General features: G+C 35.6%; 26 protein-coding genes and 1 pseudogene. 16 read left to right on the top strand and 11 right to left on the bottom strand.

Features of this window, described 5'->3' with window-relative positions; genetic code table 11:
- Nucleotides 1-29: 29 nt before the first annotated feature.
- Genes G440_RS0100535 through tssO form a run of 3 tightly spaced genes read left to right on the top strand, consistent with a single transcriptional unit; the run spans nucleotide 30 to nucleotide 2,707 of the window.
- The gene (locus tag G440_RS0100535; protein ID WP_026449509.1) at nucleotides 30-1,019 is read left to right on the top strand and encodes a PKD domain-containing protein; all 990 of its coding nucleotides are present in this window, start codon (nucleotides 30-32) and stop codon (nucleotides 1,017-1,019) included.
- A 3-nt stretch (nucleotides 1,020-1,022) separates the two neighbouring features.
- On the top strand, nucleotides 1,023-2,180 hold the full coding sequence (tssK, locus tag G440_RS0100530; protein WP_026449508.1) for a type VI secretion system baseplate subunit TssK: 1,158 nt from the start codon (nucleotides 1,023-1,025) through the stop codon (nucleotides 2,178-2,180).
- Nucleotides 2,181-2,197: 17 nt separating this feature from the next.
- Nucleotides 2,198-2,707: a type VI secretion system TssO gene (tssO, locus tag G440_RS0100525; RefSeq protein WP_026449507.1), complete on the top strand. Its 510-nt coding sequence runs from the start codon at nucleotides 2,198-2,200 to the stop codon at nucleotides 2,705-2,707.
- 496 nt (nucleotides 2,708-3,203) lie between these two features.
- Here tssO and G440_RS0100520 read toward each other — a convergent pair whose 3' ends face one another.
- Together G440_RS0100520 and G440_RS0100515 are read right to left on the bottom strand one after the other, a co-directional pair.
- Nucleotides 3,204-3,395, bottom strand: coding sequence for a hypothetical protein (locus G440_RS0100520; protein WP_026449506.1), 192 nt, complete (start codon nucleotides 3,393-3,395; stop codon nucleotides 3,204-3,206).
- A 764-nt stretch (nucleotides 3,396-4,159) separates the two neighbouring features.
- Nucleotides 4,160-6,205 (bottom strand): ATP-dependent helicase, encoded by a 2,046-nt coding sequence (locus tag G440_RS0100515; RefSeq protein ID WP_245574805.1) that lies wholly within the window; start codon nucleotides 6,203-6,205, stop codon nucleotides 4,160-4,162.
- Between the two features lie 91 nt (nucleotides 6,206-6,296).
- On the opposite strand from G440_RS0100515, the gene G440_RS0100510 reads away from it, so the two are divergent.
- Nucleotides 6,297-7,652 carry a GIY-YIG nuclease family protein gene (locus tag G440_RS0100510; RefSeq protein ID WP_157417775.1) on the top strand — a complete coding sequence of 452 codons (1,356 nt, stop codon included), beginning with the start codon at nucleotides 6,297-6,299 and terminating at the stop codon, nucleotides 7,650-7,652.
- A 539-nt stretch (nucleotides 7,653-8,191) separates the two neighbouring features.
- Nucleotides 8,192-8,659, top strand: coding sequence for a hypothetical protein (locus tag G440_RS0100505; RefSeq protein WP_026449503.1), 468 nt, complete (start codon nucleotides 8,192-8,194; stop codon nucleotides 8,657-8,659).
- A 117-nt stretch (nucleotides 8,660-8,776) separates the two neighbouring features.
- Here the strand turns inward: G440_RS0100505 and ligD (G440_RS19150) are convergent, their stop codons facing one another.
- The 3 genes from ligD (G440_RS19150) to G440_RS0100490 are packed head-to-tail and all read right to left on the bottom strand — an operon-like array spanning nucleotide 8,777 to nucleotide 11,199.
- On the bottom strand, nucleotides 8,777-9,580 hold the full coding sequence (ligD, locus tag G440_RS19150) for a non-homologous end-joining DNA ligase (RefSeq protein WP_084426517.1): 804 nt from the start codon (nucleotides 9,578-9,580) through the stop codon (nucleotides 8,777-8,779).
- Nucleotides 9,581-9,582: 2 nt separating this feature from the next.
- Entirely contained in the window at nucleotides 9,583-10,584 is a 1,002-nt protein-coding gene (gene ligD, locus G440_RS0100495) for a non-homologous end-joining DNA ligase (protein WP_034258705.1), read from the bottom strand.
- 3 nt (nucleotides 10,585-10,587) lie between these two features.
- Nucleotides 10,588-11,199: a DNA polymerase ligase N-terminal domain-containing protein gene (locus G440_RS0100490; RefSeq protein ID WP_026449501.1), complete on the bottom strand. Its 612-nt coding sequence runs from the start codon at nucleotides 11,197-11,199 to the stop codon at nucleotides 10,588-10,590.
- Between the two features lie 396 nt (nucleotides 11,200-11,595).
- On the opposite strand from G440_RS0100490, the gene G440_RS0100480 reads away from it, so the two are divergent.
- From G440_RS0100480 to G440_RS21125, 5 genes are all read left to right on the top strand, one after another.
- Nucleotides 11,596-11,751 carry a hypothetical protein gene (locus G440_RS0100480; protein WP_157417773.1) on the top strand — a complete coding sequence of 52 codons (156 nt, stop codon included), beginning with the start codon at nucleotides 11,596-11,598 and terminating at the stop codon, nucleotides 11,749-11,751.
- Nucleotides 11,752-11,870: 119 nt separating this feature from the next.
- A complete protein-coding gene (locus G440_RS0100475; protein ID WP_026449499.1) occupies nucleotides 11,871-12,719 on the top strand; it encodes an SDR family oxidoreductase in 849 nt (282 codons plus the stop codon).
- Between the two features lie 98 nt (nucleotides 12,720-12,817).
- Entirely contained in the window at nucleotides 12,818-12,985 is a 168-nt protein-coding gene (locus G440_RS0100470) for a hypothetical protein (RefSeq protein WP_157417771.1), read from the top strand.
- Nucleotides 12,986-13,015: 30 nt separating this feature from the next.
- Nucleotides 13,016-13,264 carry a DUF7218 family protein gene (locus G440_RS0100465; RefSeq protein WP_026449497.1) on the top strand — a complete coding sequence of 83 codons (249 nt, stop codon included), beginning with the start codon at nucleotides 13,016-13,018 and terminating at the stop codon, nucleotides 13,262-13,264.
- A 31-nt stretch (nucleotides 13,265-13,295) separates the two neighbouring features.
- Nucleotides 13,296-13,442, top strand: coding sequence for a hypothetical protein (locus G440_RS21125; protein ID WP_157417769.1), 147 nt, complete (start codon nucleotides 13,296-13,298; stop codon nucleotides 13,440-13,442).
- A gap of 118 nt (nucleotides 13,443-13,560) precedes the next feature.
- On the opposite strand, the gene G440_RS0100455 is transcribed toward G440_RS21125, so the two are convergent.
- Nucleotides 13,561-14,577 carry a helix-turn-helix domain-containing protein gene (locus tag G440_RS0100455; protein WP_026449496.1) on the bottom strand — a complete coding sequence of 339 codons (1,017 nt, stop codon included), beginning with the start codon at nucleotides 14,575-14,577 and terminating at the stop codon, nucleotides 13,561-13,563.
- A 223-nt stretch (nucleotides 14,578-14,800) separates the two neighbouring features.
- Nucleotides 14,801-15,283, bottom strand: a complete 483-nt coding sequence (locus tag G440_RS0100450; RefSeq protein WP_026449495.1) for a YciE/YciF ferroxidase family protein — start codon at nucleotides 15,281-15,283, stop codon at nucleotides 14,801-14,803.
- Nucleotides 15,284-15,518: 235 nt separating this feature from the next.
- Here G440_RS0100450 and G440_RS19145 point away from each other — a divergent pair, with 235 nt between their 5' ends.
- Complete coding sequence (locus tag G440_RS19145) at nucleotides 15,519-16,043, top strand: hypothetical protein (RefSeq protein WP_026449494.1); 525 nt, start codon at nucleotides 15,519-15,521, stop codon at nucleotides 16,041-16,043.
- Nucleotides 16,044-16,230: 187 nt separating this feature from the next.
- A complete protein-coding gene (locus G440_RS19140; RefSeq protein ID WP_034258701.1) occupies nucleotides 16,231-16,449 on the top strand; it encodes a hypothetical protein in 219 nt (72 codons plus the stop codon).
- Nucleotides 16,450-16,550: 101 nt separating this feature from the next.
- Here G440_RS19140 and G440_RS0100435 read toward each other — a convergent pair whose 3' ends face one another.
- Entirely contained in the window at nucleotides 16,551-17,444 is an 894-nt protein-coding gene (locus tag G440_RS0100435; protein WP_026449493.1) for an IS1595 family transposase, read from the bottom strand.
- Between the two features lie 177 nt (nucleotides 17,445-17,621).
- Between G440_RS0100435 and G440_RS20490 the strand changes: the two genes are divergently transcribed.
- The gene (locus tag G440_RS20490) at nucleotides 17,622-18,602 is read left to right on the top strand and encodes a helix-turn-helix domain-containing protein (RefSeq protein WP_051285041.1); all 981 of its coding nucleotides are present in this window, start codon (nucleotides 17,622-17,624) and stop codon (nucleotides 18,600-18,602) included.
- 60 nt (nucleotides 18,603-18,662) lie between these two features.
- Here G440_RS20490 and G440_RS0100420 read toward each other — a convergent pair.
- Both G440_RS0100420 and G440_RS0100415 read right to left on the bottom strand, forming a co-directional pair.
- A pseudogene (locus tag G440_RS0100420) lies at nucleotides 18,663-20,229 on the bottom strand (DUF4301 family protein).
- Between the two features lie 23 nt (nucleotides 20,230-20,252).
- On the bottom strand, nucleotides 20,253-20,822 hold the full coding sequence (locus G440_RS0100415) for a glycosyltransferase family protein (RefSeq protein ID WP_026449490.1): 570 nt from the start codon (nucleotides 20,820-20,822) through the stop codon (nucleotides 20,253-20,255).
- Nucleotides 20,823-21,196: 374 nt separating this feature from the next.
- Here G440_RS0100415 and G440_RS19130 point away from each other — a divergent pair, with 374 nt between their 5' ends.
- The 3 genes from G440_RS19130 (at nucleotide 21,197) to G440_RS0100400 (ending at nucleotide 22,451) form a co-directional block, all read left to right on the top strand.
- Nucleotides 21,197-21,436, top strand: a complete 240-nt coding sequence (locus G440_RS19130) for a hypothetical protein (protein ID WP_051285039.1) — start codon at nucleotides 21,197-21,199, stop codon at nucleotides 21,434-21,436.
- A 170-nt stretch (nucleotides 21,437-21,606) separates the two neighbouring features.
- Nucleotides 21,607-22,032, top strand: coding sequence for a hypothetical protein (locus G440_RS0100405; protein ID WP_026449489.1), 426 nt, complete (start codon nucleotides 21,607-21,609; stop codon nucleotides 22,030-22,032).
- A 98-nt stretch (nucleotides 22,033-22,130) separates the two neighbouring features.
- The gene (locus G440_RS0100400; protein WP_026449488.1) at nucleotides 22,131-22,451 is read left to right on the top strand and encodes an SPW repeat domain-containing protein; all 321 of its coding nucleotides are present in this window, start codon (nucleotides 22,131-22,133) and stop codon (nucleotides 22,449-22,451) included.
- 82 nt (nucleotides 22,452-22,533) lie between these two features.
- On the opposite strand, the gene G440_RS0100395 is transcribed toward G440_RS0100400, so the two are convergent.
- Nucleotides 22,534-23,547 (bottom strand): helix-turn-helix transcriptional regulator, encoded by a 1,014-nt coding sequence (locus tag G440_RS0100395; protein ID WP_026449487.1) that lies wholly within the window; start codon nucleotides 23,545-23,547, stop codon nucleotides 22,534-22,536.
- Nucleotides 23,548-23,766: the final 219 nt, after the last annotated feature.

Genomic DNA, 23,766 nt, shown 5'->3' with positions numbered 1-23,766 from the left:
ACCTTTAATTTTTGAAAAAACCAAATCACATGGAAAAACCAAATACACCCTATAACTATCATCTTGACAAAACGGTTCTCCTATTTTTTATGATAACCTTTTTAGCTTTCGGATCCCTATTTGCCTATAAGCTTGTTACAAAGGAAGATTGTGGTATCGTAAACTTTAAGATCCACGGCAATAAATATAAAGTTGGCGAACTCATTCGCTTTACCGATTACACCGAAGGTGCCGAAAAGTGGAAATGGGATTTTAATGATAGCACTGAACTAAGAACCGAGCGCAATCCATACCATACTTTTTCAAAACCTGGTAAATACGACATTAGGTTAACCGTCAATAAAGGCTGTGAAGTCACTAAAACGATAACTATTGAAGAAAAAGAATTTGTATTGGACTCTACTAAACTTCCAATTTTTGAAATACCTACCCAAACCATGGTTGGCCAAGAAATAAAGGTGGAAGACAACACTCCGCGAGCAAATACTTGGGAATGGCGTTTTGGTGAAACCGCGACCGTCAACTCTTATGAGAAGGAAGCAAAATATACCTACAAGGAGTCCGGCTTAAAAACAATTTCCTTGGTTATTAACGGAGAACTTAAACACATAGGAAAACAGAAGATAAAAGTTTTGCCACAACCAAAGAAAAAAGAAGACATTGGTTTTGTAAAAAGCAACGATGAGTTGGATTCTGATATAAAAATGTCGCCTGATATTGGAGTTGACGATAAAGATGAGAAAAAAATTGAGAAAGCTCCTTATATTGGCCCAAAGGAATTTGGAGCTAAACTTGTGAAAGTCGCAGACAAAAAGGAGAACTTCCAAATCTTTGCGCCTTATATGTGTAATAATCTGAAAATGTCTGTAGTTGTTAATAAGAAAAAGCAAGACTTCGATGTTTTCTGCCAAAAGATAAGAGGTAGAACAATTACGGTTAAAGATGTAGAAATTGTCCGTGACAAGGAGACAAACTGCATTACTAATGTTATAATAGACGTATCAAAAGGATGGTTTTAAAATATGGAGAATCAAACAAAAGAACACAATAGAATAAACTGGATCGACGGGATGAAAATTAATAAATCCCATTTTATCGGTCAGGATAATGCAACAACTAAACAGCTTCATGAATCTTTGCAGAAGGATATTTCAGCAGTCAATTTTGGGCTATTGCCAGATCCTTCCACTGAAGATGCAGTGGATATGGTGTTATCCATGGATGGGCAAAACACGGTTCATATCACTTTAAATAGATGCAGAGCGGTTACGCAAGGCGGTTTTCTTATTAATATTACCAAAGAGGAGAGTGCTCAGCTCAACGCAGCTAATAAGGTAATAAAAGGGGAATATACTTTTGACGATAATGATGGTGAGTGCTACATTGTGCTCACTATACATCCCTTTAATAGAATTCCAATTGGCAGCGCAGACGAGAACGAGGAACCTCCTCGCCACCCTTTTATTATCCCTGAATATACCTTAGATATTATCCCTTCAGAAAATATCAATAGGAGTGAATTCGGAATGTATCATATTACTATTGGCAAAGTGGTCAACGAGGACGGAAAAATACAGTTGGAAGAAGACTTTATTCCTCCTTGTACGTCCATTCAAAGCCACGAGGATTTAAAATATACCTATGTCGAGATTGATACTTTTTTGAATGCTATGGAACGCTATTCCCTTCAAATAGTTCAGAAAATATTTCAAAAAAAACAGGCAAATGATCTTGCAGTAATGGTAAAGTATATTACGGAGAATGTAGTGCAACATTTAGGAGGTCAGCTTTCTCAGTTTCGTTTACAAGACAGATACAATCCACCCATATGCATGATAACCAAACTGATGGCGTTGGCTCGTGTTATTAAAAACAGTATGGATGTTTATGTAGGTACAGGGAAAGAAGAACTACTCAATTATCTGTCAGATTGGTGTGATGTAAACCAAGGTGCCTTTGAAAATGTGTTAGTTGAAATGATAGAACTTGAGTATCAACATACGGATATTAATAAAGCATTATCAAAAGTTTCCGCATTTACTAAATTGATGTTGTCCTTGTTTAAGAAATTAAATGAATTGGATTATATAGGAAAGAAATCAGATTCCAAAATATTTGTAAAAGAAGAAATAATAGCAAAAAACGAAGTTAAGAATAGAAGAAGCTTCTTACTTGATTAATTGATACCCCAAATTTTATGAAAGCAAAAAACAGAAAAGCGCGTAGAAGCAGTTTTTTTAAATTTTTTCTATTGTTTATAGTAACGGTGCTCCTCATTGTTGTGGCGTTATTCTTCGACTTTAAAACGATGCCATTTAAGGAAAATAAGGTTTTGAGGACCCAAGCCGCTCAAATTGAAAAGGAAAACCAATTTCAAGAGGGTTTTTCTGAAGATTTAAAAGGGCTTAGAGGAATGATTGATTCATTAGATATCCCAGGTCAAAATCGAGCATTTTTGAATTCTATGTTGAGCGCTCAAATAGTCAAACTTCAGGAAAAAATTCCCGTAAAGGATAGTACCTATAGATATGATATGTACAATAACATAATATGGTCTTTCGCCGAGATCCAGAAATTGAAAGAGCAAGTTTCGTCTTATTCCGATGTTGAAAAACGCATTACAGAATATAAGGAGGAATTAGATAAATGTAGAGATCAACTCAGTGAGGAAAAACGCACCGTGGATGCGCTTAGAAGAAGTAATTAACTTTTTTCACTTGGATAAGATAGTAGGCAACAATTTAGAATAATTAAATTGGAAAAAATCAAATATAATATATATTTAGCCATCACCCGAAAACCATCTTCTCCACATTGTTAAGCATTGATTTTACTGGTGTTTTGGGACTAAATATAATAGGAAGACTATTTGAAAATGTGTGTTTTGTAGTTGCAAAAAAACAAAAATCCATTTAAAAACAGTTTGATGAGCAAGACATATAGCTTTTCAATAATGACTCCTACCAGTACAAGACAAATAACATAAGCATAGTCATAATATTACGTTCAGCACTCACCTCTACATTCCGCGCCCGCATGCCGGACGGCAGGAAAAGCTTCATTCCGGGAAAGGAGCTTTTCTACTAAGGTCTTGGACACAACTCCAAAGATTCCGATTTCCATTCCACTAGACCACTCATTCTCGAGAAAATCGGGAAGCGGTCAAACTCCATTCCATCTTCATCTATGAAGTTAAGTCCGCATTAATTCTGCTGAGTATAAAAAACAACTTTTAAATCCCGTTCAGCACTTCCCCGGACATTCCGTGAAAAACTCCATTTCGGGAAAAGGGCTTCACTGCAAAGGTCTTGGATACCGTCCCCAATTTCCGCTTTCCATTTCGCTAGCCCTTCCAGCCCCGAAACCTCGGGACTGGGAAGGGCACTCCCTTCCATTCTGAAATTATGAACACAGTCCGCCCGTTCGGAATTGATATTTCTGCATTTGTTTCCACTTCCCTTGATTTAATATTTCACATACGTTCTTTAGAAACTTACCGAGCCGCATAGCGTCCTAAAAAAAGAGAAAGAAATTTTTGTTCTTCAAAGTTTAATTTTGAGATGCACCGGCTCAACACAAAAATTTATGGGGTAATTAAAAATGAGAGAACTTCGAAATAAGGATTTCGATTTCCTAAGATTCACTATTAGCTATTGCCAATTTATTACTTCCCGAAGTACTTGTAACCCATTTTGATTTAACAAAGCACGAGATTGACGAGTAAGAAACGTAGATTTTTTCCTGTTTAGGATAGCAACTATCTTTGCATAATGCTAAAATCTCACAACTTTTGGACTTGACCCCTTGATCCCAATTGTGCTTTATCTTTGAAGTGGTTAAAAATGGAAAAACTTAAAAATAAAAAACCCTGTAAATCATTGATTTACAGGGTTTTAGCGGAGAAAGAGGAACTATCCAGAATTTTTAAAACTTAGGATTTACAGTAGGTGAGGAGCGGGCAGTGTTTAATACGCACCGAATTACGCACCAGTATTTAAATTTTATTTTTTTTTGAATGTCATGAATTTAATTTGAGGTTTTTTAAAGTGAATTTTAACCATTTTTTTGTTACTAAAAATATTTTCTTAGTAATATCCTCATTTTCAGAATTAAAATATTTACTGAAGGCCCAATTTATATTTCATATATGTTGTATGGATTAACTAAAATCAAATCCAAAATCTAAATCAATAGTATTTTTGGTTTTTGCATCTTCTGGCTTTTTAAAATAACCTCCAGGACTTTCCTGAGTCACTAATTCTTCTGGCAAGTTTTCTAAAAAGTATGCACTATCTTCATCATCGTTCCCAAATGGAGAGTCTGCGGATGCCTTGTACGCATTCAATGAATCTGTAGTTCGAGTTATAATCAATTCATTTTTTGCCCTTGTTAGCGCTACATATAACACCCGCCTCTCTTCCTCAATTTCTTCTGAATTTCCTAGACTGTACGAGGAAGGATATGTTTTCGGAGAAACATTAACTACAAAACAAACATCCGCTTCCAATCCTTTCGCTGAATGAACGGTGGAAATAATTACATGTTCTTGGTGTTGCGTGGTTTGTATTTTTGATCCTTCCAAAAGATGATTACCTCCGAGACCTGTTGAGTTGTCCAAAATTCCTTCAGTTATAAATTCGCCTAGGGTAGAGTAGTGCTCAGCTAGCATTTCTAAAACTGGAAAATCCCCTTTTCGCTTTTCTTGCCAATCCTTCGCATATTTAAGCGCTAGATCGAGCTCCATTTCAGTATAAAGATTTTTTACTGCAGCTTTTACATTATGCTTGTTTTCACTTACAGCATCATAATATTTTTTAATGGTTTGTCCTTCCAAACCCGGAATGATAGATGTTAAATATTCTCCATTAATCTGATCAGGTTCTACGGAAAGAATTTCGCGTAAATAATTACTTGCTCGTACTTCGCCTATTCCGTGTACAAAAGTTAAGTAGCGCATCCAAGCTATTTGATCCATCGGATTATTGATCACTCTAAGCACAGCTAAAACATCTTTTATATGTGCTGCTTCTAAAAATTTTCTTCCTCCATAAGTTTCATAAGGAATCTTCTTTTGAAGAAAAACTGCCTGTAAAGGTTTAGTATAATACTGGGAGCGACTGAGAATTAAAAAGTCTGAAAAGGATTTACCTCCTTCGCCAAAATCTTTTAATATTTTATCCGCAATATAATTTGCTTCTTCAAACTGATTTGAGACATTAACGATTGTGGGTTTTTTACCAGGTCCTCGGTGGGCGCTTAGTTTTTTATTATAAATGATAGGTGATTGTTCCAAGAGCCAGTTGGAAAGATCTAATATTTCTTGGGTGGAACGGTAATTCTGGTTTAGCTTTTTTATTTCTGAGTTTGTTACGCGATCCTGAAATGAATGTACGTTTTTAAAATCTGCACCGCGAAAAGAGTAGATAGATTGAGCATCATCGCCAACACAAAATAATTTGCAGATATTTTCAAAAGGCGCCAATAAAAACCATTGCAGCGGATTGGTATCCTGCATCTCGTCCACGAGAATATAATCGTAGGCATTGGAAAGTATTTTACGAGCATTTTCGTCTTTGTTGAGTCTATTGCCAACCACCAATAACAGATCGTCATAATCCAAATACTTCTGTTGTATTTTAAGCTTTTGGAATTCCTTTATTACTACTTCCAAAATGGGGCGCAATTTTTCCATTTCCTCATTAGTTTCTTCGTCGTCCAAACCTTTGTATAATTGTATTCTAATTGCTTCTGTCAAATTTGTACGTGTATTTCTAGCAAAGGAAAATAGATCCAAAATCTTCTGTGGTTTAATACGCAATTTGCCATATACACCTTTTTCATTACCGCAAGCCATCTTCATCAAACCTAATTGGTCGTCCGAATCAATAACTGTATAATTTGAAGCTCCAAAGAGATTTGGAAAAAGTGTAATTAATTGATTGCACCAACTGTGAAATGTTGAACCATTTAATGCTTGAGCATTTCGACCGCTTATTCCAGCTTTTACCCGTTCCACAATTTCACTTGCAGCTCGTTTTGTAAAAGTAAGGATTTGGATTTTTTCCGGCGGTGTTCCATTTTCAATGAGGTAAGCCGCTCTCCCTACAATTGTTTTAGTCTTTCCAGTTCCCGCTCCCGCCAGTAATAATAAGTGTTTTCCGTTAAAGTTTATCGCTTCTTTTTGTTCTTCGTTGTATGCTTCCAAACTCAATTTTTTTTTGAATAAAGATAAAGGTTATTATTGAAACTTGGAAATATTCCATAATTTTGATGAGGTAATTAAAAAATTCTTTTACGTGAAATATTCCTACATCTCAATTTTTGCTTCAAGTAACAATATTTCCAATGCCAGAATGCTTCAAATAGCCATTATTAATACAGATGAAAGCGGGATTTATTCAAAAGTTTCGTATTATATAAAGCCTGTTCCAAGAATCCCGAAAAGAGATTTAGCTTATTTAGAGATTGATTCCATAGCCCTCAAATCGGCTAATGTATTCTGCGATATTGCACCTTTGATAATTGAAAAGATTATAGAAACAAAGACCATTTTTTCGGATAAATTCTCAGAAAAGTTATTTATAAAAGCATTTAAGGAAATTGGTTATCCCGTGGGGAACGCCAGTTATGTCTTGGAGAAATTATTTAAGCAGCTTGTATCTGGAAGGATTCCTTTTTCCTTAAAGACTGCCCAAATCAGTTTAGGTCTTTCAATGGAAACTTCCTCCTTATTGGAAAAATGTGAAGTGATGAAAGCAATTTTTGAAGTTATACCCGAAATAGAAACGGTAAATATTAAAAGGCCACCAGTTAATACAGCAAATTCCTTTCTAGAATCCTCTTTAAAACTACTTCCTAACTCCCCTGGAGTTTACTTTTTTAGAAACAATAGTGGAGAGATTATTTATGTGGGTAAAGCTATTAATATTTCAAAAAGGGTTAGAAGTCATTTTACAAGTTCTGTACCATTTGAAACAAAATTGTGTTCTCAAACCTTTGAGGTTGATTACGAGGAAACGGGTACTGAGCTGATTGCACTCTTGCTTGAATCGCATTATATTGGCTCCCTTCATCCCCAATATAATTCGCAGCAAAAGGAACTTCTTAAACCTTTTATTATCACTTCAAAAATGGATTCGAAGGGAGTTTTACGATTGCGACCACTTCAGAAAAATTATAAGGATAGTGAAAATGAGTTTTATTACAATAGAGATTCTGTAATAAAAAAATTAATAGAAGTACAGCAAAAGTTTAAACTCTGTAGAAAATTTGCAGGTATTGAAAGAACAAAAGCTTCTTGCAGTGATTCAATTTTCTGTGAGGGAATCTGCAAGGATTTGGAAAGTAATAATGACTATAATAAAAAAGTGGAAGCTTCGCTGGCCTACCTCGAAGGTCAAAGACCTAGTTATATTTTAAAATTAAAAGGTCGACATAAATTTGAAATGGGATTTGTGATAGTAAATCACGGAATTTATACCGGTTTTGGTTTTATAGATTCTGATACCCAAATTAACAGTTTTAATGATATTTCTGGATATTTAAAACACTATACACATACCTATTTTACTTCTAGAATACTCGATCAATTTCATAAGACCAATAGGAGGGCTTCAGATAATATACTTACGCTTCACTCATTGCGCGATTAATCTGGACTTTGAAAACATAGACTACGATCAGGCACAAAAAGTCCTATAAAAAGCTTGGCAATTGGAATTCGATATTATGACACTGCTTCTTAGACGAGAGAAGATTTGGCAAGTTTTTTAAGGACCAAGGTGAAGTCTGAATTTTTATTTTCCATTAAAGTTGGAAAGCTCTTTCAAAAAGTTGATTAGGAAAATATTCTGCCAACGATGTGGAAAAATCCATTACCTTGAGATTATAAACATCATTACTCTGTCGATGCCACCAAGCGCTCCATAGAGGATAACCAAAAAAGATCTGGAGTGGATGCACTTGATATATCAAGCAGGTTGAAGATAATGTTATAGCTTGGAAAGCTGAAATTCCCACCAACTTTTGGAAAAACAGAAGGTCTCATTTATAACAAAGCTCAAACGCCCAAATAATTATTCTTAGAGATGGTATGTAGATTCCCATTTGAACTAATTTTTATCTTCATTGAGCTAAAAACATCTTGAATATCGTATTAAATTAGATAACTAATTTTAAAATAAGGAATGCCATGAAAAATTTAAAAATCTTTTTTACGCTCACCGTGTTTGCACTGTTAACTGCGTGTGGTCCTTCAAAGCAAAGCACTGCGGTAAAAAACCAGCCAAGTAGTGATGGAGTTTCTGATACTACGGGAACAATTTATAACGCCGATGTAAATACGTCCACAAATACTAGAAAACCAAATATTGAAAAGCCCACTACCACCACATCCAACCGAGATCCTAACCGATTAGAAGGCAGAGAAAAAAATGTTCAGGACATGTATTCTTCATTAAATATGACCCAAGAGCAAATTGCACGCTATGAAAAGGAATCAAAGGACTATATGGATACTTGGAGAAAGAACAATCCCAATAATACAATGAATAACTATGAACAGACCGAGTATCGTGACAGAATCCTTAAGTCTACTTTAGACGATGATCAATATAAAGAATATAAACAATGGGCCAAGGATAATGCCAATAAAAACTAATATTCAATAGGATAAGAAAGCCCGGAAAAAGATTCGGGCTTATTTTATTTAGCATTTAAGTTCTCATTTTATTTATAAATTTCTCCAGTTTTTGCAAGTATTACTTTGTTGGTATCACTACTTGTTCTCTTTCAGGATATTTTCCAAATTATATTGAGCTGCACGTTTTGTATTTTTTAATTCATCCCATTCTATTGGCGTCGCCACGCCAGCGTTTTTAGTAGGACGCAGCGAATATGGGCACACAGACGTTTGTGCATAGGCATTGCGAAGGTAATCTATGAAAACTTTATCGTTACGCTTATCTTTTCTTATCGCAGTGGTAAAAATATCGGGGTTTTGGGATTCAAGTTCTTCGGCAAGATCTTTTAATAACGGACGAAGCTCATCGAAGGTTTTGGTTCTTTTAATGGAATAATACACATGGAAACCTTTTTTACCGCTCGTCATCAGTTGCGGGTCTTTATTCTTTTTTCTTAAAAAATCGCCCGTTATTTTTGCGGCTTCCTTTACTTTTTCAAAGTCATTTGTGGAAGGGTCAAGGTCAAAAACCACTTTATCCGGTTTATAGAGTTTGTCCTTTTTTGATAACCAAATATGAAAACCAACCGTTCCCTGGTTGGCCAAATAAATCAAGCTTTTTTTTGAATTGCATAGTATTTGTGTGTTCGTGCCACCTTCGGTTTTAACTTTTATGGTCTTTATGAAATCGGGAAAATAATCTGCCGCTTTTTTATGATAAAAACCATCAGCGTTTATACCATCTGGAAAACGGTGAAGCGTAAGAGGCCTGTCCTTCATAAATGGCAGCATTTCCTCAGCCACACTTTCATAATATTGAACCATTTGCAATTTGGTTATTTTGGCCGACGGAAAAATTAATTTGTCAGCGTGCGATATTTCAATTCCTGCAATTTTCATAATTATTTTTCTTTGGTTACTTCTTTGGCATCTTTATCGTCGCGCATTCCCAAAAAGCGGGGATGGCGCAGTTTGTTGGTCTTGGTCCATTCGGTAAAACCAAACTGGCCCACATATTTGGGTTTTATCCAGTGGTTTTTTCCATCTTTTTTTTCATTGTAATTTTTAAAGGGACTGGATTTTGTTTCAATTTTATCAAATATTTTTCGCCATTTTCTAAGAAAGGCATCGTCAAAACCCGTTCCCACCTTTCCGGCATAAAATAATTCACCTTTTTCATAATAACCCACAAGCATTGCCCCAAAGCCCCGCCGTTCGCCCTGTGGCTCGGTAAAGCCGCCAATTACCAATTCCTGTCCCTTGGAACATTTGAACTTGAGCCACTTTTTGCTCCGCGAATTTACGTAGGCAGCAGTTCCATCCTTGGCTATGAGTCCTTCCCAGCCTTTATCGCATGCGGTTTTTAAATACTCCTTTCCATTTTCGTTTCTGTGTGTTGAATAGCGGATGGGCGAGTGCCATTCCAAGGTATTTTTTAATATTTTTTTGCGGTTTTTTAAGGGTAAATCGGTTAAACTGAAGTTTTCACAATAAAGTATATCGAACAGGTATAAATAAACTTTTACCGAAGTGTCATGAATCTTTTCCTCGTCTTTTAATTGCATACGGTTCTGGAGCTTGCTGAAGCTGGTGGTGTTGCCATCAAAAGCCACAATCTCTCCATCCAGAATTAAATTTGGGTATTTTGTTTCTTCCAACGCATCCTTAAGTTCCGGATAGGTTTGGGACATATCATTTTCATTCCTCGAAAACAACTTTGCCTTGCCGTTTTCTATCAATACCAAACAGCGCACGCCGTCCAATTTGCGTTCATAGATCCATTGTGGGTCATCAAAATAATCTTCCGTTAGGGTGGCCAGCATAGGTTGTTGAAAACCGGGGAAGTCGGTCTTTTTCAGTTTAGCAAGGTTCTTTTCGGTAAGTATGTCCTTCAATTTTTTCATTTTCTATTCTTCCTCTTTTTCATCATTTTCATCATTGGCTATTTCCTTCATACTGCGGCCCGTGACAACGCTTTCATTTTCGGTGCTTACGGGATTTCTTCGGGCATCGGCCTCTTCGTCGTCCATTTTTATGAGCAGCCAGTTTCCTTTCATATTGCCGGATTTCATTTTAATCAAAGCATAGCCGCCTTTCAATTTTTTTCCTTTTAGTTTTACTTCCAAAGTGCCCATTTTGTATGCTTTTTTTAAATCTATTGGCTCGCTATCCTTGTCTTTCTTGATGTTTTCAAAAGTGCCATTGTCCCAGATCATAACCGTTCCGCCCCCATATTGCCCCTTGGGAATGGTGCCCTCAAAATCTGCATAATCCATAGGGTGGTCTTCGGTAGGAATGGCCATTCGCTTTACACTTGGGTCTGTGCTCGGGCCTTTTGGAACGGACCAAGACTTAAGTGTATTATCTATTTCCAACCTGAAATCGAAATGAAGGTTTGTGGCATCGTGTTTTTGGATGACGAAAATTGGATCTTTACCGTTCGTGCTATTGGAATTTCCTTGCGGCTCCTTGGTTTTGGAAAAATCGCGTTTTTTTTGGTAATCGTTCTGGCTTTTCATGCTTGCAGAGTTATTTTGACTTATTTAACACAAATTACAAAATGGCAGGATGTGGTATTTATAAAAAAATGCCAAAATATGGAGGCTTAAGTCTCCATTTATTCAACGGGTCAATTAATTATTTTATAAAGCACATTTCAACAGAGATAAGCATCTAATTTTGATTTGAACATTAAAATTAAACGTTATGAGCACTCAAAAAGAAGATCAGAAAAAACAACAGAACCAAAAAACGGGTACTACAAAAAAAAGTGAGCCCAACAAAAAGCAGGATGATAAAAAAGAAAATCCCCGAAGAAAGTAATTAGCCATTTTTTGCATTTTTAAACCTTCCAGGCTACCTGTTTGGAAGGTTTTAAATCATTAAATATCTTCCTAAACTTAAACAAAACGAATATGAAAAAAACAGCTCAAAAAGATAAAGATAAGGACGACAAACTACGCAGTTTATACCCAAGAAGAGAAAAAGGCCCCCAAAAAGAGGACCACGCCAATCAATATGGCGAGGAGGATGAAGATGAGGATGAAGAGGAAGTTGAACGGGAAGCATAATAAAATTAAAAATGGAACATTAGATTGAAGAATGAGAGAAAGTATGGAAAAAATTAGTGCCGAGTATTTCCTATGAAAACTTATTTTTTAAAGGAAGGTTTGAAAAACTTAAAATAAGAATGGATAAAAAGAAAAAAATACCGAAACAGTCCCAATCCCAGCCAGGCAAGGAATACCTAATGAATCCCAAACCCAAGATTATCCGTAATGATTATAAGGGTAGCGGTAAGCTTAAAAACAAAATAGCCTTGATTACGGGCGGGGATAGTGGCATAGGCCGAAGTATAGCTGTACACTTTGCGCGAGAGGGCGCCAAGATTGCAATCGTATATCTAAAGGAGGATAAGGATGCGAACAACACAAAGGAATTGGTAGAAGCGGAAGGCGCTGAATGTAAAATAATAGAAGGAGATCTAAGGAATGCGGATTTTTGTAAAAAAGTGGTTGAACAATGTATTAAAGAATTTGCCGGTCTCAATATTGTGGTCAACAATGCAGCTATGCAATTTCCAAAAGATAGCCTTTCTGAAATTGACGATGCCCAGCTGGAGAAAACATTTGAGACCAATATTTATACTTATTTCCGTGTAACAAAGGCTGCATTGGAATATTTAAGGGAAAAAGATTGTATTATCAACACCTCCTCCGTTACGGCTTATCGTGGAAGTGAGCATCTAATTGATTATTCAAGCACAAAAGGGGCTATCGTTAGTTTTACCAGAGCTCTGGCAAAGAATTTGGCTAAAAAAAACATTCGTGTTAATGGAGTTGCTCCAGGGCCAATATGGACGCCGTTGATTCCTGCCACTTTTAACGATGTTTCAGATTTTGGAAAGGACACACCAATGGGGCGTCCCGGTCAACCCTGCGAAGTAGCGCCGGCGTATGTGTTTTTGGCAAGTGAGGACAGTAGTTATATTACTGGACAATTTATCCATATAAATGGTGGGGAAATCGTCGGTTCTTAGGTTTAATTCACTAATTGTGCTACTTTTTTTTGTTTTGGAGCAAAGCAGTTGTTCTAAACCGAAGTAATTTTAAGTATTTAAGAAAAGAAATTGATTCTATGAAAATAAGATGGATAAAAAAACGAAATTTTAAAAAAGACGATAAACGAAGAATCAATGAAAATATTTTGGATTCCAATCCCGTAGTTTTTTATGAAGGTGAATTTGACGAAATGATAAGGGAATTGAATAAGCAAGCTGAAAGCAGAAAAAGAAACAGCAGATAAAATGTATAGTAACACTCTAAAACTTAAGTTATGGCGAAAGATCACGGTCCACAGATCAAAGACGATAAAAAATACGAAGAACTGCGCGATGACGGTATGAGCAAAGAAAAAGCCGCCCGTATTGCCAACACTAAAAATGCCTCCAAAAAAGGTGGGGAGGCCAAAAAATATGAAGACCGCAGCAAACAAAATCTTATGGAAGAAGCTAAAAAAGTAGGGATTAAGGGAAGAAGTTCCATGGATAAAAAAGAACTTATAAAAGCGTTGCGAAGCTCTTGAATTATTTAAAAAACCTAAAAACAATTTGAATATGAATACTACAAACGATAATCCTCTAAAAAAAAGAGAGCAAGAGCCCCACAGGGTGCCGAATCATAATGAAAAACCGGAAAAAAAAGAACCTGGAAAAAAGGATCAAAACCCTATTGGGGAACCCAAAACGGATCGCCCTTTATAAATGGACGAAACCTAACAATTAGATAGCCCCTTGATTGGAGGCTTACTAAAAATCCCTCCTTCGCTTGGTCGCTCTGGGAGGGATTTTTTATTTCAAGGAAAAAGAGATTTATAAGGAATCAATGTTTGCCATTGATCCTCACCGTGGAAGGGGAAAGCCCATACTTATCCTTAAATATTTTTGAAAAATAACTTTTGCTGGAAAGTCCTACAATGTAAACAATTTCTGAAATGGAGTGCTCCGAGTTCTTAAGGAGATTGCTGGCAAGGTCCAAACGTCTATTATGAACGTAATTGTTAACGGTAGTATCATACAGTTCCTTAAAACCATTCTGGAGCTTATTGGCGTTAATGCCTACTTGGTTTGCCAATTCTTGAACAGTTTTAAAATCTAATATTTCATTATCTATTATTGCGGAAGCTTCACGTATTAGTTTAAGTTCAAATTTGCGTAAAACCGTTTTGTTTTCATACGTTGCCAAATCATCCTGATATTGCAAAATTTGTAGTGTAAGTACCTTAAAGGCGCTTCCTTCAAAAAATATCCTACGCAGAAAATCTTCTTTTGGGAAACCGTTGATTTCAATAAAAAGATCTGCCATTTTAATGCAGTAGTTGCCGTGATGGTAAAATTCCTCTTTGGCATGTACATCCCTAAATAATGTCTCCAATCCATTTTTTAAACTGTGGAGTTCACAGTCCACGGTATTTTCAAATGCGGCCCGGTTTATTTCCAAACTATTGATTATGGTCTTGAGCCCACCTTTAAATTGTAAAATATGTCCATTATTTTGGGAGCTGGCCACAATAATATTTTCCAGTAGCAACATATGGTGCTCTTTTATCTCATTTTCAAAGCGGTGAGTAAGATTGCCTTCTTCACAGAAAATAAATTTTAAGGGGTGCACTTGATCGATTATAAACTGTATTTCCATATCCTCCCGGAAAGTACAGTCGTATTGGAGCAACGACAGGCCGTCCTTAAAATCAATACCCTTTATGCTTCCTTCCCCCAAGGTTTTGGGAATATCCAGGCGAAACTCGTTACAGTTTTGCGTAAAGGGTGTATCCATTTGCAGCGCCAAATCTTGTATAACGTCTTTAAGCGGAATGGAATGGGAACGTATAGTTTGCATAGTTTAGGTTTAACACGATAAGGTAGGTGCAATATTATCGGTATGCTAACTAATTCACGTTTATTTGTAGCTTTATCGAAACTTGGCATAAAAATATCGGTACAGAAAAAATTTCCGTACCGATATTAATTTTTTGGTGCTATCCAAAATGGGAGGATAGTACCATATAAGGAAAGGAATATGCAGCTTTACCCATTTTTCTACATATTCCCGCAGCTAATTTTTACATCGCCTTTTCGTTTAGACGGTCTTTGGCAAGTTTCTTTAATTTATCATCGGAGCCGTATTCCTCGTCCAGGGTTTTTTTCAGTTTTTTGGCAATATCGTTATAACCCAGTTCCTCGGCATAAGTACAAACGGTGCCGTAACCAGATATCTCGTAATGCTCTACGCGTTGGGCTTCTCCAATAATACCGGCATTTTTAACGGCATCGGTCATATCTTCCTTTAAAAAACTTTCGGCTTCCTTTATGAGGCCCTGCATTGCCTTACAGGTTTCGCCGAAAGGGTCTATGCCCAGTTCATCGCACACTTCTTCCAACCTTCTTTTATGGCCTTTGGTTTCCTCCAAATGGTCTGTAAAGGCTTTTTTTAATTTTTCGTCTTTTGCATTTTCCACCATTTTGGGCAGTGCATTTATCAATTGCTCTTCTGCGCTGTAAAGGTCTTTTAGTTGGTGCTCAAATAAATCTTTTAATGTTTTCATGGTTTTTTTTTAATATTTAAAATGTTTCCCTTTTTTGGGAGCATAAAACTATTTCACGAAGAGGTATTTTCCTATTTCTAAAAAATCAATTATTGATCCAAAAAATGACCAACGGATAAATATTTATTTTTCTTAAACCATTCGCTATCAGACAAAAATTTTTAGTTTTCGCATCAATTTTTCGTGTAAGGTGTTATTAATTTAGATTGAGATTATAAATAAACCATTTTAAGTAATGAAACAGATAATAACCAATTTTAATAACGCACCGAAAAAAATAGCCCATATTTTATGGGGTGGTGTGTTGGCGGGCACGCTTACTATTTTGGCCATTTTATTGTTGTTGAACCTCTTGGGTGCTGGTTTGGGTATTAGTGCTTATGGGGAAATCAACGATCCCTTTGTTTCTGTAGGTACAACTATATGGCTTTTTTTGACCAATATAATAGCAGTTTTTACAGGTGGTCTATTGGCTGCCCGTACCGCGGGGCTGACTTTTTACATGGACGGGGCACTCCAGGGCTTTCTGGCGTGGGCGCTCTATATTATTCTCTCTTCAGCATTTTATATTTCCATAATGGGAAATGATGTAAGTGCGCTATTGAATATAGGTTTTCCGGACCACAGTTTCCTCCTTTTTTGGGTATTGCTGTTCGGGGCAATGGCTGGCATTTGTGGAGGGATTGTCGGTGCCATTTTATTATTAAACCGTCATAAGAAAGAGAAATTAAATGAAAGCCCCGATGTTGATATTAAATAAATAGTAATTAAATAAGACTTTCTATGTACTATGGAAATTTTTTGTGCAACTATAATTGGTTGGTTGGAGCTTGTTGGCCATTGAAAGAAAAACGGCGGACTTTTTAAATCTTGAGCACATAAAAATTTTGGCAAAAAACATAAGACCATAATTCCAATTTTTTTAATAACCTTAAAACCTAACTATTATGACAAAGTTATTTCTATCTATGGCAATACTTTCCGGAATGGGATGGGGGGTTGGTTTTTTTATCTACCACTTGCGTATCATGATACATCTATTATTAATACTCACCGCCATTTTCGTTATACTTAAAATGATGTGGGAAGAATCTTCTAGAATGGAACGGAGTTTTAAACGAAAATGGAAAAAAAATTTACAAAGTAAAAATGAGGAATACCGCTAAAAATTGCTGAATACTCTATAAAAAACTCGCTAATTGTGTAAAAATAACGTTAAAAATATCAATTTTGCTACATTTTAAATCAAATTTATAGAGGTCAGTAGTTAGTTACTTATTATTTGTGTTTGATATATTTTATCAGATTCTACCATTTTAACAATCAAGTTATTGAATATGGTTGCTTTACTTTGTGACCTGTTTATTCTAAAACAGAACTCATTAAAATACCTGTTCAAATTATGTTCACTAACCCAAGAATATGTCGTTCTTATCCAGGATTTCACTTGATGGATCATAGTGTGCAGCGCTTTAAAATTCAACCCTTTGTTGCTTTCAATTTGTGTAATGTTGTAAGCTTTGGCTATTGGTCTATATCCTCTCCACTTATCAGTCACAACTTCTGCTTCTCTGCTAATATGATTGATAAAGATGTACTGTAAAGATTCTGCCGAGAAGTCATCAATTTTCATGGCATACATTCTTTTGACCTTGCCATCCTCGGTTAGCTGCACTGCTGTTATGGCTTTCTTTTTCTTACTGTCATAGCTGCGTCCCACCTTTTCCTTTTCTTTTCCACCCAAAACAAATTCATCCACGTGGACAACTCCATCCATAGGATTGTTGCCGCTGGAGGACATCGCTTCCCTTATCTTAAGCATAAACAATCGAGCTGTCTTTTCTGTAACGCCATAGCGGACTCCCATATAACTAGCTGATAGGCTCTTGGTGGTCGTTGACATTTCAAAACATATAAAAAAAGCTTTTCTCACACCGAACTTTACTTTGTGAAAAAGGGTGTTTGCTGTTGCCGATTCAGTGTGGCCACAGATGTTACATTGTCTGCCATAATTCTTGAGAATTTGACAGGCAGTATGGTTACATTTCAAGCATTTGTATGGTGTTTGTGACTTCAAATATGCTAAGTATTCTTTGCAATCTTCGTCAGTTTTAAACCGATCAGAGAACTCTAGAAGATTTTGACCCTTAAATATGTCCATAATGTAATATATTTACTGACAACTAAGATACGCATTTAACTACTGACCTCTACAAATTTATTAAGCTCTTTTTTGTTTTGAAATTAATTTTACAGTGAAGGAATCAAAAAATACTTGACCAGTTTATTGTCTTTGTCTAAAAAATAAAAACGTACAACTCTCAAACAAACCCTCACTATGAAACCATCCGCAAATTCTACCAGCAACTCCAACAATCTTTTTGCCATAGAAAACCGAAGATTCTTGTCCTTGGATGTTGAACAAACCCAAATAATTAATACGGTTCTCAATCCCTTTGCGTACATAGAGTATTCTCTCTGCCCGTTAGAAGCCGACAATATTAAGGTAAACGTTTCCAATCAGGAAGGATTTTATTTTATCTATTGCTGGCAAGGAAATCTGTCCGTACGTTTGAATGATGAAAAGCAGAATGAAATAGCGGCTTTTCAAAGCTCCATAATTTATGACCGAGCTGGCAAAGGTATTAATATAGAATTCCAAAAACAGACCTCCAATCAATTTTGCATCATAAGTTTCACTAGACCAAAGCTCCGATCACCAGAAATTGAAAATAGTTGCTATTTTAGGATTACCGAGGCTTTTCGTGCGGCTTTACCAGAAAATACAAATGTGTTTACGGGAAAACCTTATTTAAAGCTCTTGGAAAAAATAAACATACTGTCGAGGATAACAAAGGAAAATATTGCCTCAGAACTTATTATGCAAGGCATGATATACCAGATTCTGGGACTTAAAATGAATCAATTGTTAGAAGAGATAAACAATATAGGTTTAGATTATGGCTGTCTTAACAATAGGGAAATGGAACGAATATCGGCCGTTTCAGATTTTATAAGGGAAAATCCTTCCTTGGATTATTCCATTGATTTCTTGTGCAGGGAAACCGGGCTTTCCCCTTCCAAGCTTCAAGAGGGCTTCAAAAAAATGTACGATAGGACCGTTATAGATTTTATTAGAAACGTGCGTTTGGAAAAATCTTTGGAGCTCATTAAGACCACCGACCTAAATATTTCTGAAATTGTTTACAGCATTGGCTTGACCAGCCGGAGCTACTTTTCAAAAATCTTCAGGAAAAAATATAAATGCTCTCCTAAATATTTTCAGGAACAAAACAAATCGGTAGCTGCTACAGCCTGATATATAGAAAAAACCATTTGTTTCGGCAAATGGTTTTTTTTACGTCAAAAATTGAAAACTTTAAGATTGATGCCCATTGTTTAAAAGATCGTTCACGGTCTTTACCGGGTTATAGAGAAGATGATCTATTTCAACAAAAATAGTGTTCCATTTTTCCATGGCACCGTTCCATAATCCCGGTCTTTCCAATGTAGTTAGTGATGTGCCTCTGTTTTTTTTCTCTATCAATATATAATCATCATTTCCCGAGAATTTTGTAAGATCAAATTTTTCGCCCATTGAAATAGGTAGCGTTGTTAAATATTTTTTTCTGTTCTGGGCTGTTCAGGTTCACTTCTTCCTTTTGCACTATTTGAAGCGATATATTATAAGGATCTTTTCCATTGCCAATCCAACAAGGAATTCCAGTGGTCTCCGTAACACTTCTATACTGTTCATTATTTGCAATTACCCCGCATACGCGTAAGGGACGGTTTAAAATAGAACGAATATTGGCTTCTTCTGTACCCACATCTTCGGTTAAAGTGGATATATTATAAAAAAATTCTGTTTTTAGAAACTGGAGCAATCCCTTCAAATGGCCATTGTTCATTTGGCAAGCATCCATCTGTTTTAAATACTCAAAAATGCTGGTTTGGGTAAGGAGTAGTTTACCAAATAACATTTCCCTCATTTGGGTAATTTTTTTCTGTATCTCTTTTGTTGCAATATTGTCAATTGTTGAAATATAAATTATATCTGCCTCAACTTTATTCAGGTTCTCCAATAATGTTCCATGCCCACCCGGTTTAAATACAACTTTTTTATTGTCATCTCTTAAGATATTATTGTTTGAATCCACTAAAATGGTATGGGTATGTTCCATTTGTGAAGAAAATGTAACCTTTGGCCCGTGTTGAAAGACAAGCAAGTGCTTATGCACTTTTTTACTTAATGCCATTTTATATAGTAGTTGTTGGTCTTGGTTTAAAGTAAAATGGAGCTCAGAGGTTTTAAATTTATTTGAAAATCCAATGAACTGGTCAATTTGTTCCTCAAAGGCTGTTCTTGAATTTTCACCTTCATTATGAAAAGGCAGTAAGGCTTTGGGGCAAGAGGCAAATTGAAAGCTGTCACTATAGAGTAGAATACGTGCTATCAATAGTTTCTTTTTCTCTTTATCCATATCCACTGTATCCATTTTGGTGAGTATTTTTTTTAGATCGGCATAAAAGGGAAATTTTCTTTTTTCCTTGAAAAAGAGGAGAAAATCGTAATTTTTAGTGCGGTTTATATAATGGCCAAAGCTTTCAACTTCAGGATTGTATTCTTCGTAAAATTGAAGCAAATCATGAAACATTCTACTTCCAACTCCCGATGCGGGAATAAAATGGCACAGCTCCAAATGTTTTGCGACCTCATTGAAATGATTTGAAAAATCAACTTGTTCATTTTCTGTCAATACGTGAATTCCATCGTGTGGAATTGCTGGCTTATAAAGAGGAATATATTTTCTTTTTCCAAATAAAGCTTCAATTTGGGCATTCACTTTTTTCGGCGAAATATTCCGTACTTTAAAATACAATAAATCCTTTGGAGAGAAATTCCCTTTTTTGTATTCGGCATTTATTATGGGTTGAGGCTTCATAGTATCAATTTCATATAATTGTTTTATTCCTTAAATCGAAATTCAATAAGATCTTTATAAAGATTGAGATATTCTTCGGCCATAATTTGTCCTTCCGCTTGGGTCGCTATAATTCTGTGGTCGTGATGCCACCAATTTCCGTTTCTGCTACTTATTAGGATTATGGTGTAATAACATTTATTTGAAGCAGGAATATTCAAATTGTTAAGTTGAATATTTTGAAGACTGTGAAACGTGGTTAGAAGGATCGAATTCAAATACTTTTTTAAGGGTGTAGGTTCACATTGTAAAGCCTGGTTGTGTACAATGTCATAACCATTTGCATTTACTTGGGAAAAAAGATTGGGATACCACATGGTGAAATCCCTTCCGCCCGTTTTTTCGGGTCCAAGATCATAACCCACATTACCATCGTATTGGAACGGTATTGGTTTAACAACTAAAGTTTGATCAGAGGCCGGATGTGCATATAACCCAACCCGGTGACCCAACTTTAATAATGATTTGCAAAGGAGATGGGTGTCTCGCTCTAGTTTACTGGCATATGGTTCCTTAATTGGGAAAAGGGAATGTGCTATTACGGCTATTTTCATTAAGGGGAGTTTTAAATGGCAATAAATATTTAATAATCAAAGTTGGAATAAACTTTAATTCATATGACTAGGCGGCAATTAACCGAGAGCTATAAACAAAACAGATCATAAAAAGCCAAAACAAAACAAAAGTCTAAATCTTCGAACGAAGTAAATCCAAAAGAACTATTCCTTCTTCAAATCGGAATTTCTATGTTAATTAAAAACGTATCAAATTTATTCACTATACATTTTACTCCTTGACCCAATAAGTAGAAAACTTGCCGTTAAAAACTGTGATTTTTAAAGCTAAAAAATAGTTTGATTGAGCGAAGTGGTGGGAAAAGTTGGTGGTACTTTTGAATACAAGATTATTAATACTTAAAACAAAAACTATGGAAAATCAAAGAAACCAGCAAAACCAGCAAGGTGGGCAGAAACTTGAAAATAAGTGGAATAACATAAAAACTTCCTACCGCGAAAAATATCCCAATCTTACCGAAGAGGATGTAAACTATCGAGAAGGGGAGTTTGATGATATGACCCAGCGCGTTGCCCAAAGAACCAATAGGGACCGTGAGCAGGTGCGCAATGAAATTCGTGACTGGCAGAATAAAAGTTGGGAAGAGGAATAAACACGTAATACTTTGGCAAAAGCCCCATTATAAAAAATTGGGGCTTTTTTTTAGGGGAAATCCATATGAAATTTTATAGCATTAAAAAATAATGCAAATGGGCAGACTCTTCGGTTTTCTTCCCTTTAAATTTGATAAAACCATAAATTCAATCCTTAAAATAGATCACTATGAAAATTTTAAAAACCTCCCTGGTTGCTTTAAGCTTTATGGCAATCCTATCTTGTAATGACACCAATAAAAAAGATGCCTACGGAAACATCTATGATACGGAAACTGCGGATGATGCATTTGATAAAACCGATAATAACCGTAATGCTACCAACGCAGAAGAAACATTTAACAAACAAAATGATAATTCAAATAATGGGATGGATAGCCAAAATATGAAGGCAATGTACCAAGATTTAAATATGACGCAAGAGCAGATTGAGCGGTTTAAACGAAATTATGCCCAAAAACTTTCGGAAATGAAATATGGGGAAACAGATGAAATTGACGCCGCAATGAAGGAAAAATTAAGAGATGAAAGTCTCATGGACATACTTTCAAAAGAACAGAATGACAATTACCAGCAATGGAAAAATAATCATTGATTAGTTTTCTTGTATACTTTGGTGGATTTTTCTAAAAAGGGTTTTCGGCCTCTTTTTCAATAAAAAGGAATGCCTTTTTTCAAATTAGGATAAATTGTATGTGGATCCAAATACTGAGTATGAATATAGGATACTGGCTAATTATGGCGGGATCTCTTTTGGAATATAGCGAGAAAGCTACATATAATGGATGTGTGGTGGGTTTTGCCATTGTCTTGTTTTCTGTCATAGGAATTGGAAGAACGACACGGCGCATACAACGCTTGAATTACTCTTTAGCCATTTGGTTATTTATGTCGCCATGGATTTTGAACTATAATGATACGTTTGCCGTGGTGAACAGCATCGTATGTGCGTCGCTCATCATTTTTCTTTGCTCACTATCTTGGCAACGGCTTGTTTTAGCCAAAAAAGGATAAATTTATAGATTGTTTTGAATAATTACGGGATATTCCGAAGGATAGGGAAAACATACATTGATGTATAGCAGTTTTTCATCTGTTATTTTTTGCTATTTCTGAACGATGAGGGCTGTACCCCATATTCCTCCTTAAAAATCCTGGAAAAATAGCTTTTGCTGGAAAGCCCCACTTTATAGACAATTTCTGATATACTGTCATCGGTATTTAGAAGTAATTCTTTAGCATGGTTCAGTCTTGCTTCAAAAACGTATCTATTTACAGTGGTACCATACAGATGCTTAAAGCCTTCTTGCAGTTTTGTTGGATTAAGTCCAGTAATTTTCGTGAGAGATGGGACGGATTTATAAGTAGAGAGGTTATCATTAATATAATTCGATGCGTGCAGAATTTTTTCCATTTCAGAACGTCTTAGAACATTCCGATTGCCTTCTTCGCGTTGATCATCTAAAAACTGAGAAATTTGATGAACTAATGTCTGATAAGCAATGCTTTCCATAAAAATCATATGTAAGAAATCGCTTCCCTCAAAGTCTTCAATCTTTTTAAAAATGTCATTCATAATTAAGCTATAGTCTCCTTCATAATAAAAGGACGATTCAGCTTCTGCATCTTTGAACAATTTTTTTAATTTTGGGTTCATCCCATCTTTGTTAAAGGATGTTTTATTTTTAAAACTCTCACGATTAATCTCTAGACTGAAAACACAGGTTTTTACATTTTTTTTAAAATTTAAAATATGTCCATGATTGTCGCTGCTAGCCACAATTGCATTTTGAAATTGATGCACAATATGACTTTCATGTTCATTCTCAAAACGATGATTTAGCTTTCCATTCATCACATATAAAAATTTTAATGGATGAACTTTATCCACAATAAATTGAATTTCCATATCTTCAAGGAAAGTACAATCATATTGCAAAATACCCAATCCTCCATCGAAATTTATACCTCGAATACTACCAATACCGATATTTTCAGGTAATCTTATCAGATGTTCGCCAAAATCAATTTCTGGTGCAGTATTAAATGCTTTGGAAATATCGTGAATTACCGCCTGTAGCGGTAGTGAGGCAACCCGAATGGTTTTCATAATTTTTTGTTGGGAAACAAATGTAGAACCATTTAAAATTTGAATTTAACTTAATAGCATTGATATATAACATTATTGATAAAAATAATATCTTGGCTATATATTAAATTTCATTTATGCTATAATTTAAAATGTCCTTATTTAATCAACCTTTCAAGAGAAACAAAGATATTATAATCTTAAAAATTTCTCATATATGTTTTAAGGGATTTTCTTATG

This window comes from Aequorivita capsosiphonis DSM 23843, from assembly GCF_000429125.1.
GTDB classification, from domain to species: domain Bacteria; phylum Bacteroidota; class Bacteroidia; order Flavobacteriales; family Flavobacteriaceae; genus Aequorivita; species Aequorivita capsosiphonis.
This window is presented reverse-complemented; position numbering and strand designations above follow the sequence as displayed.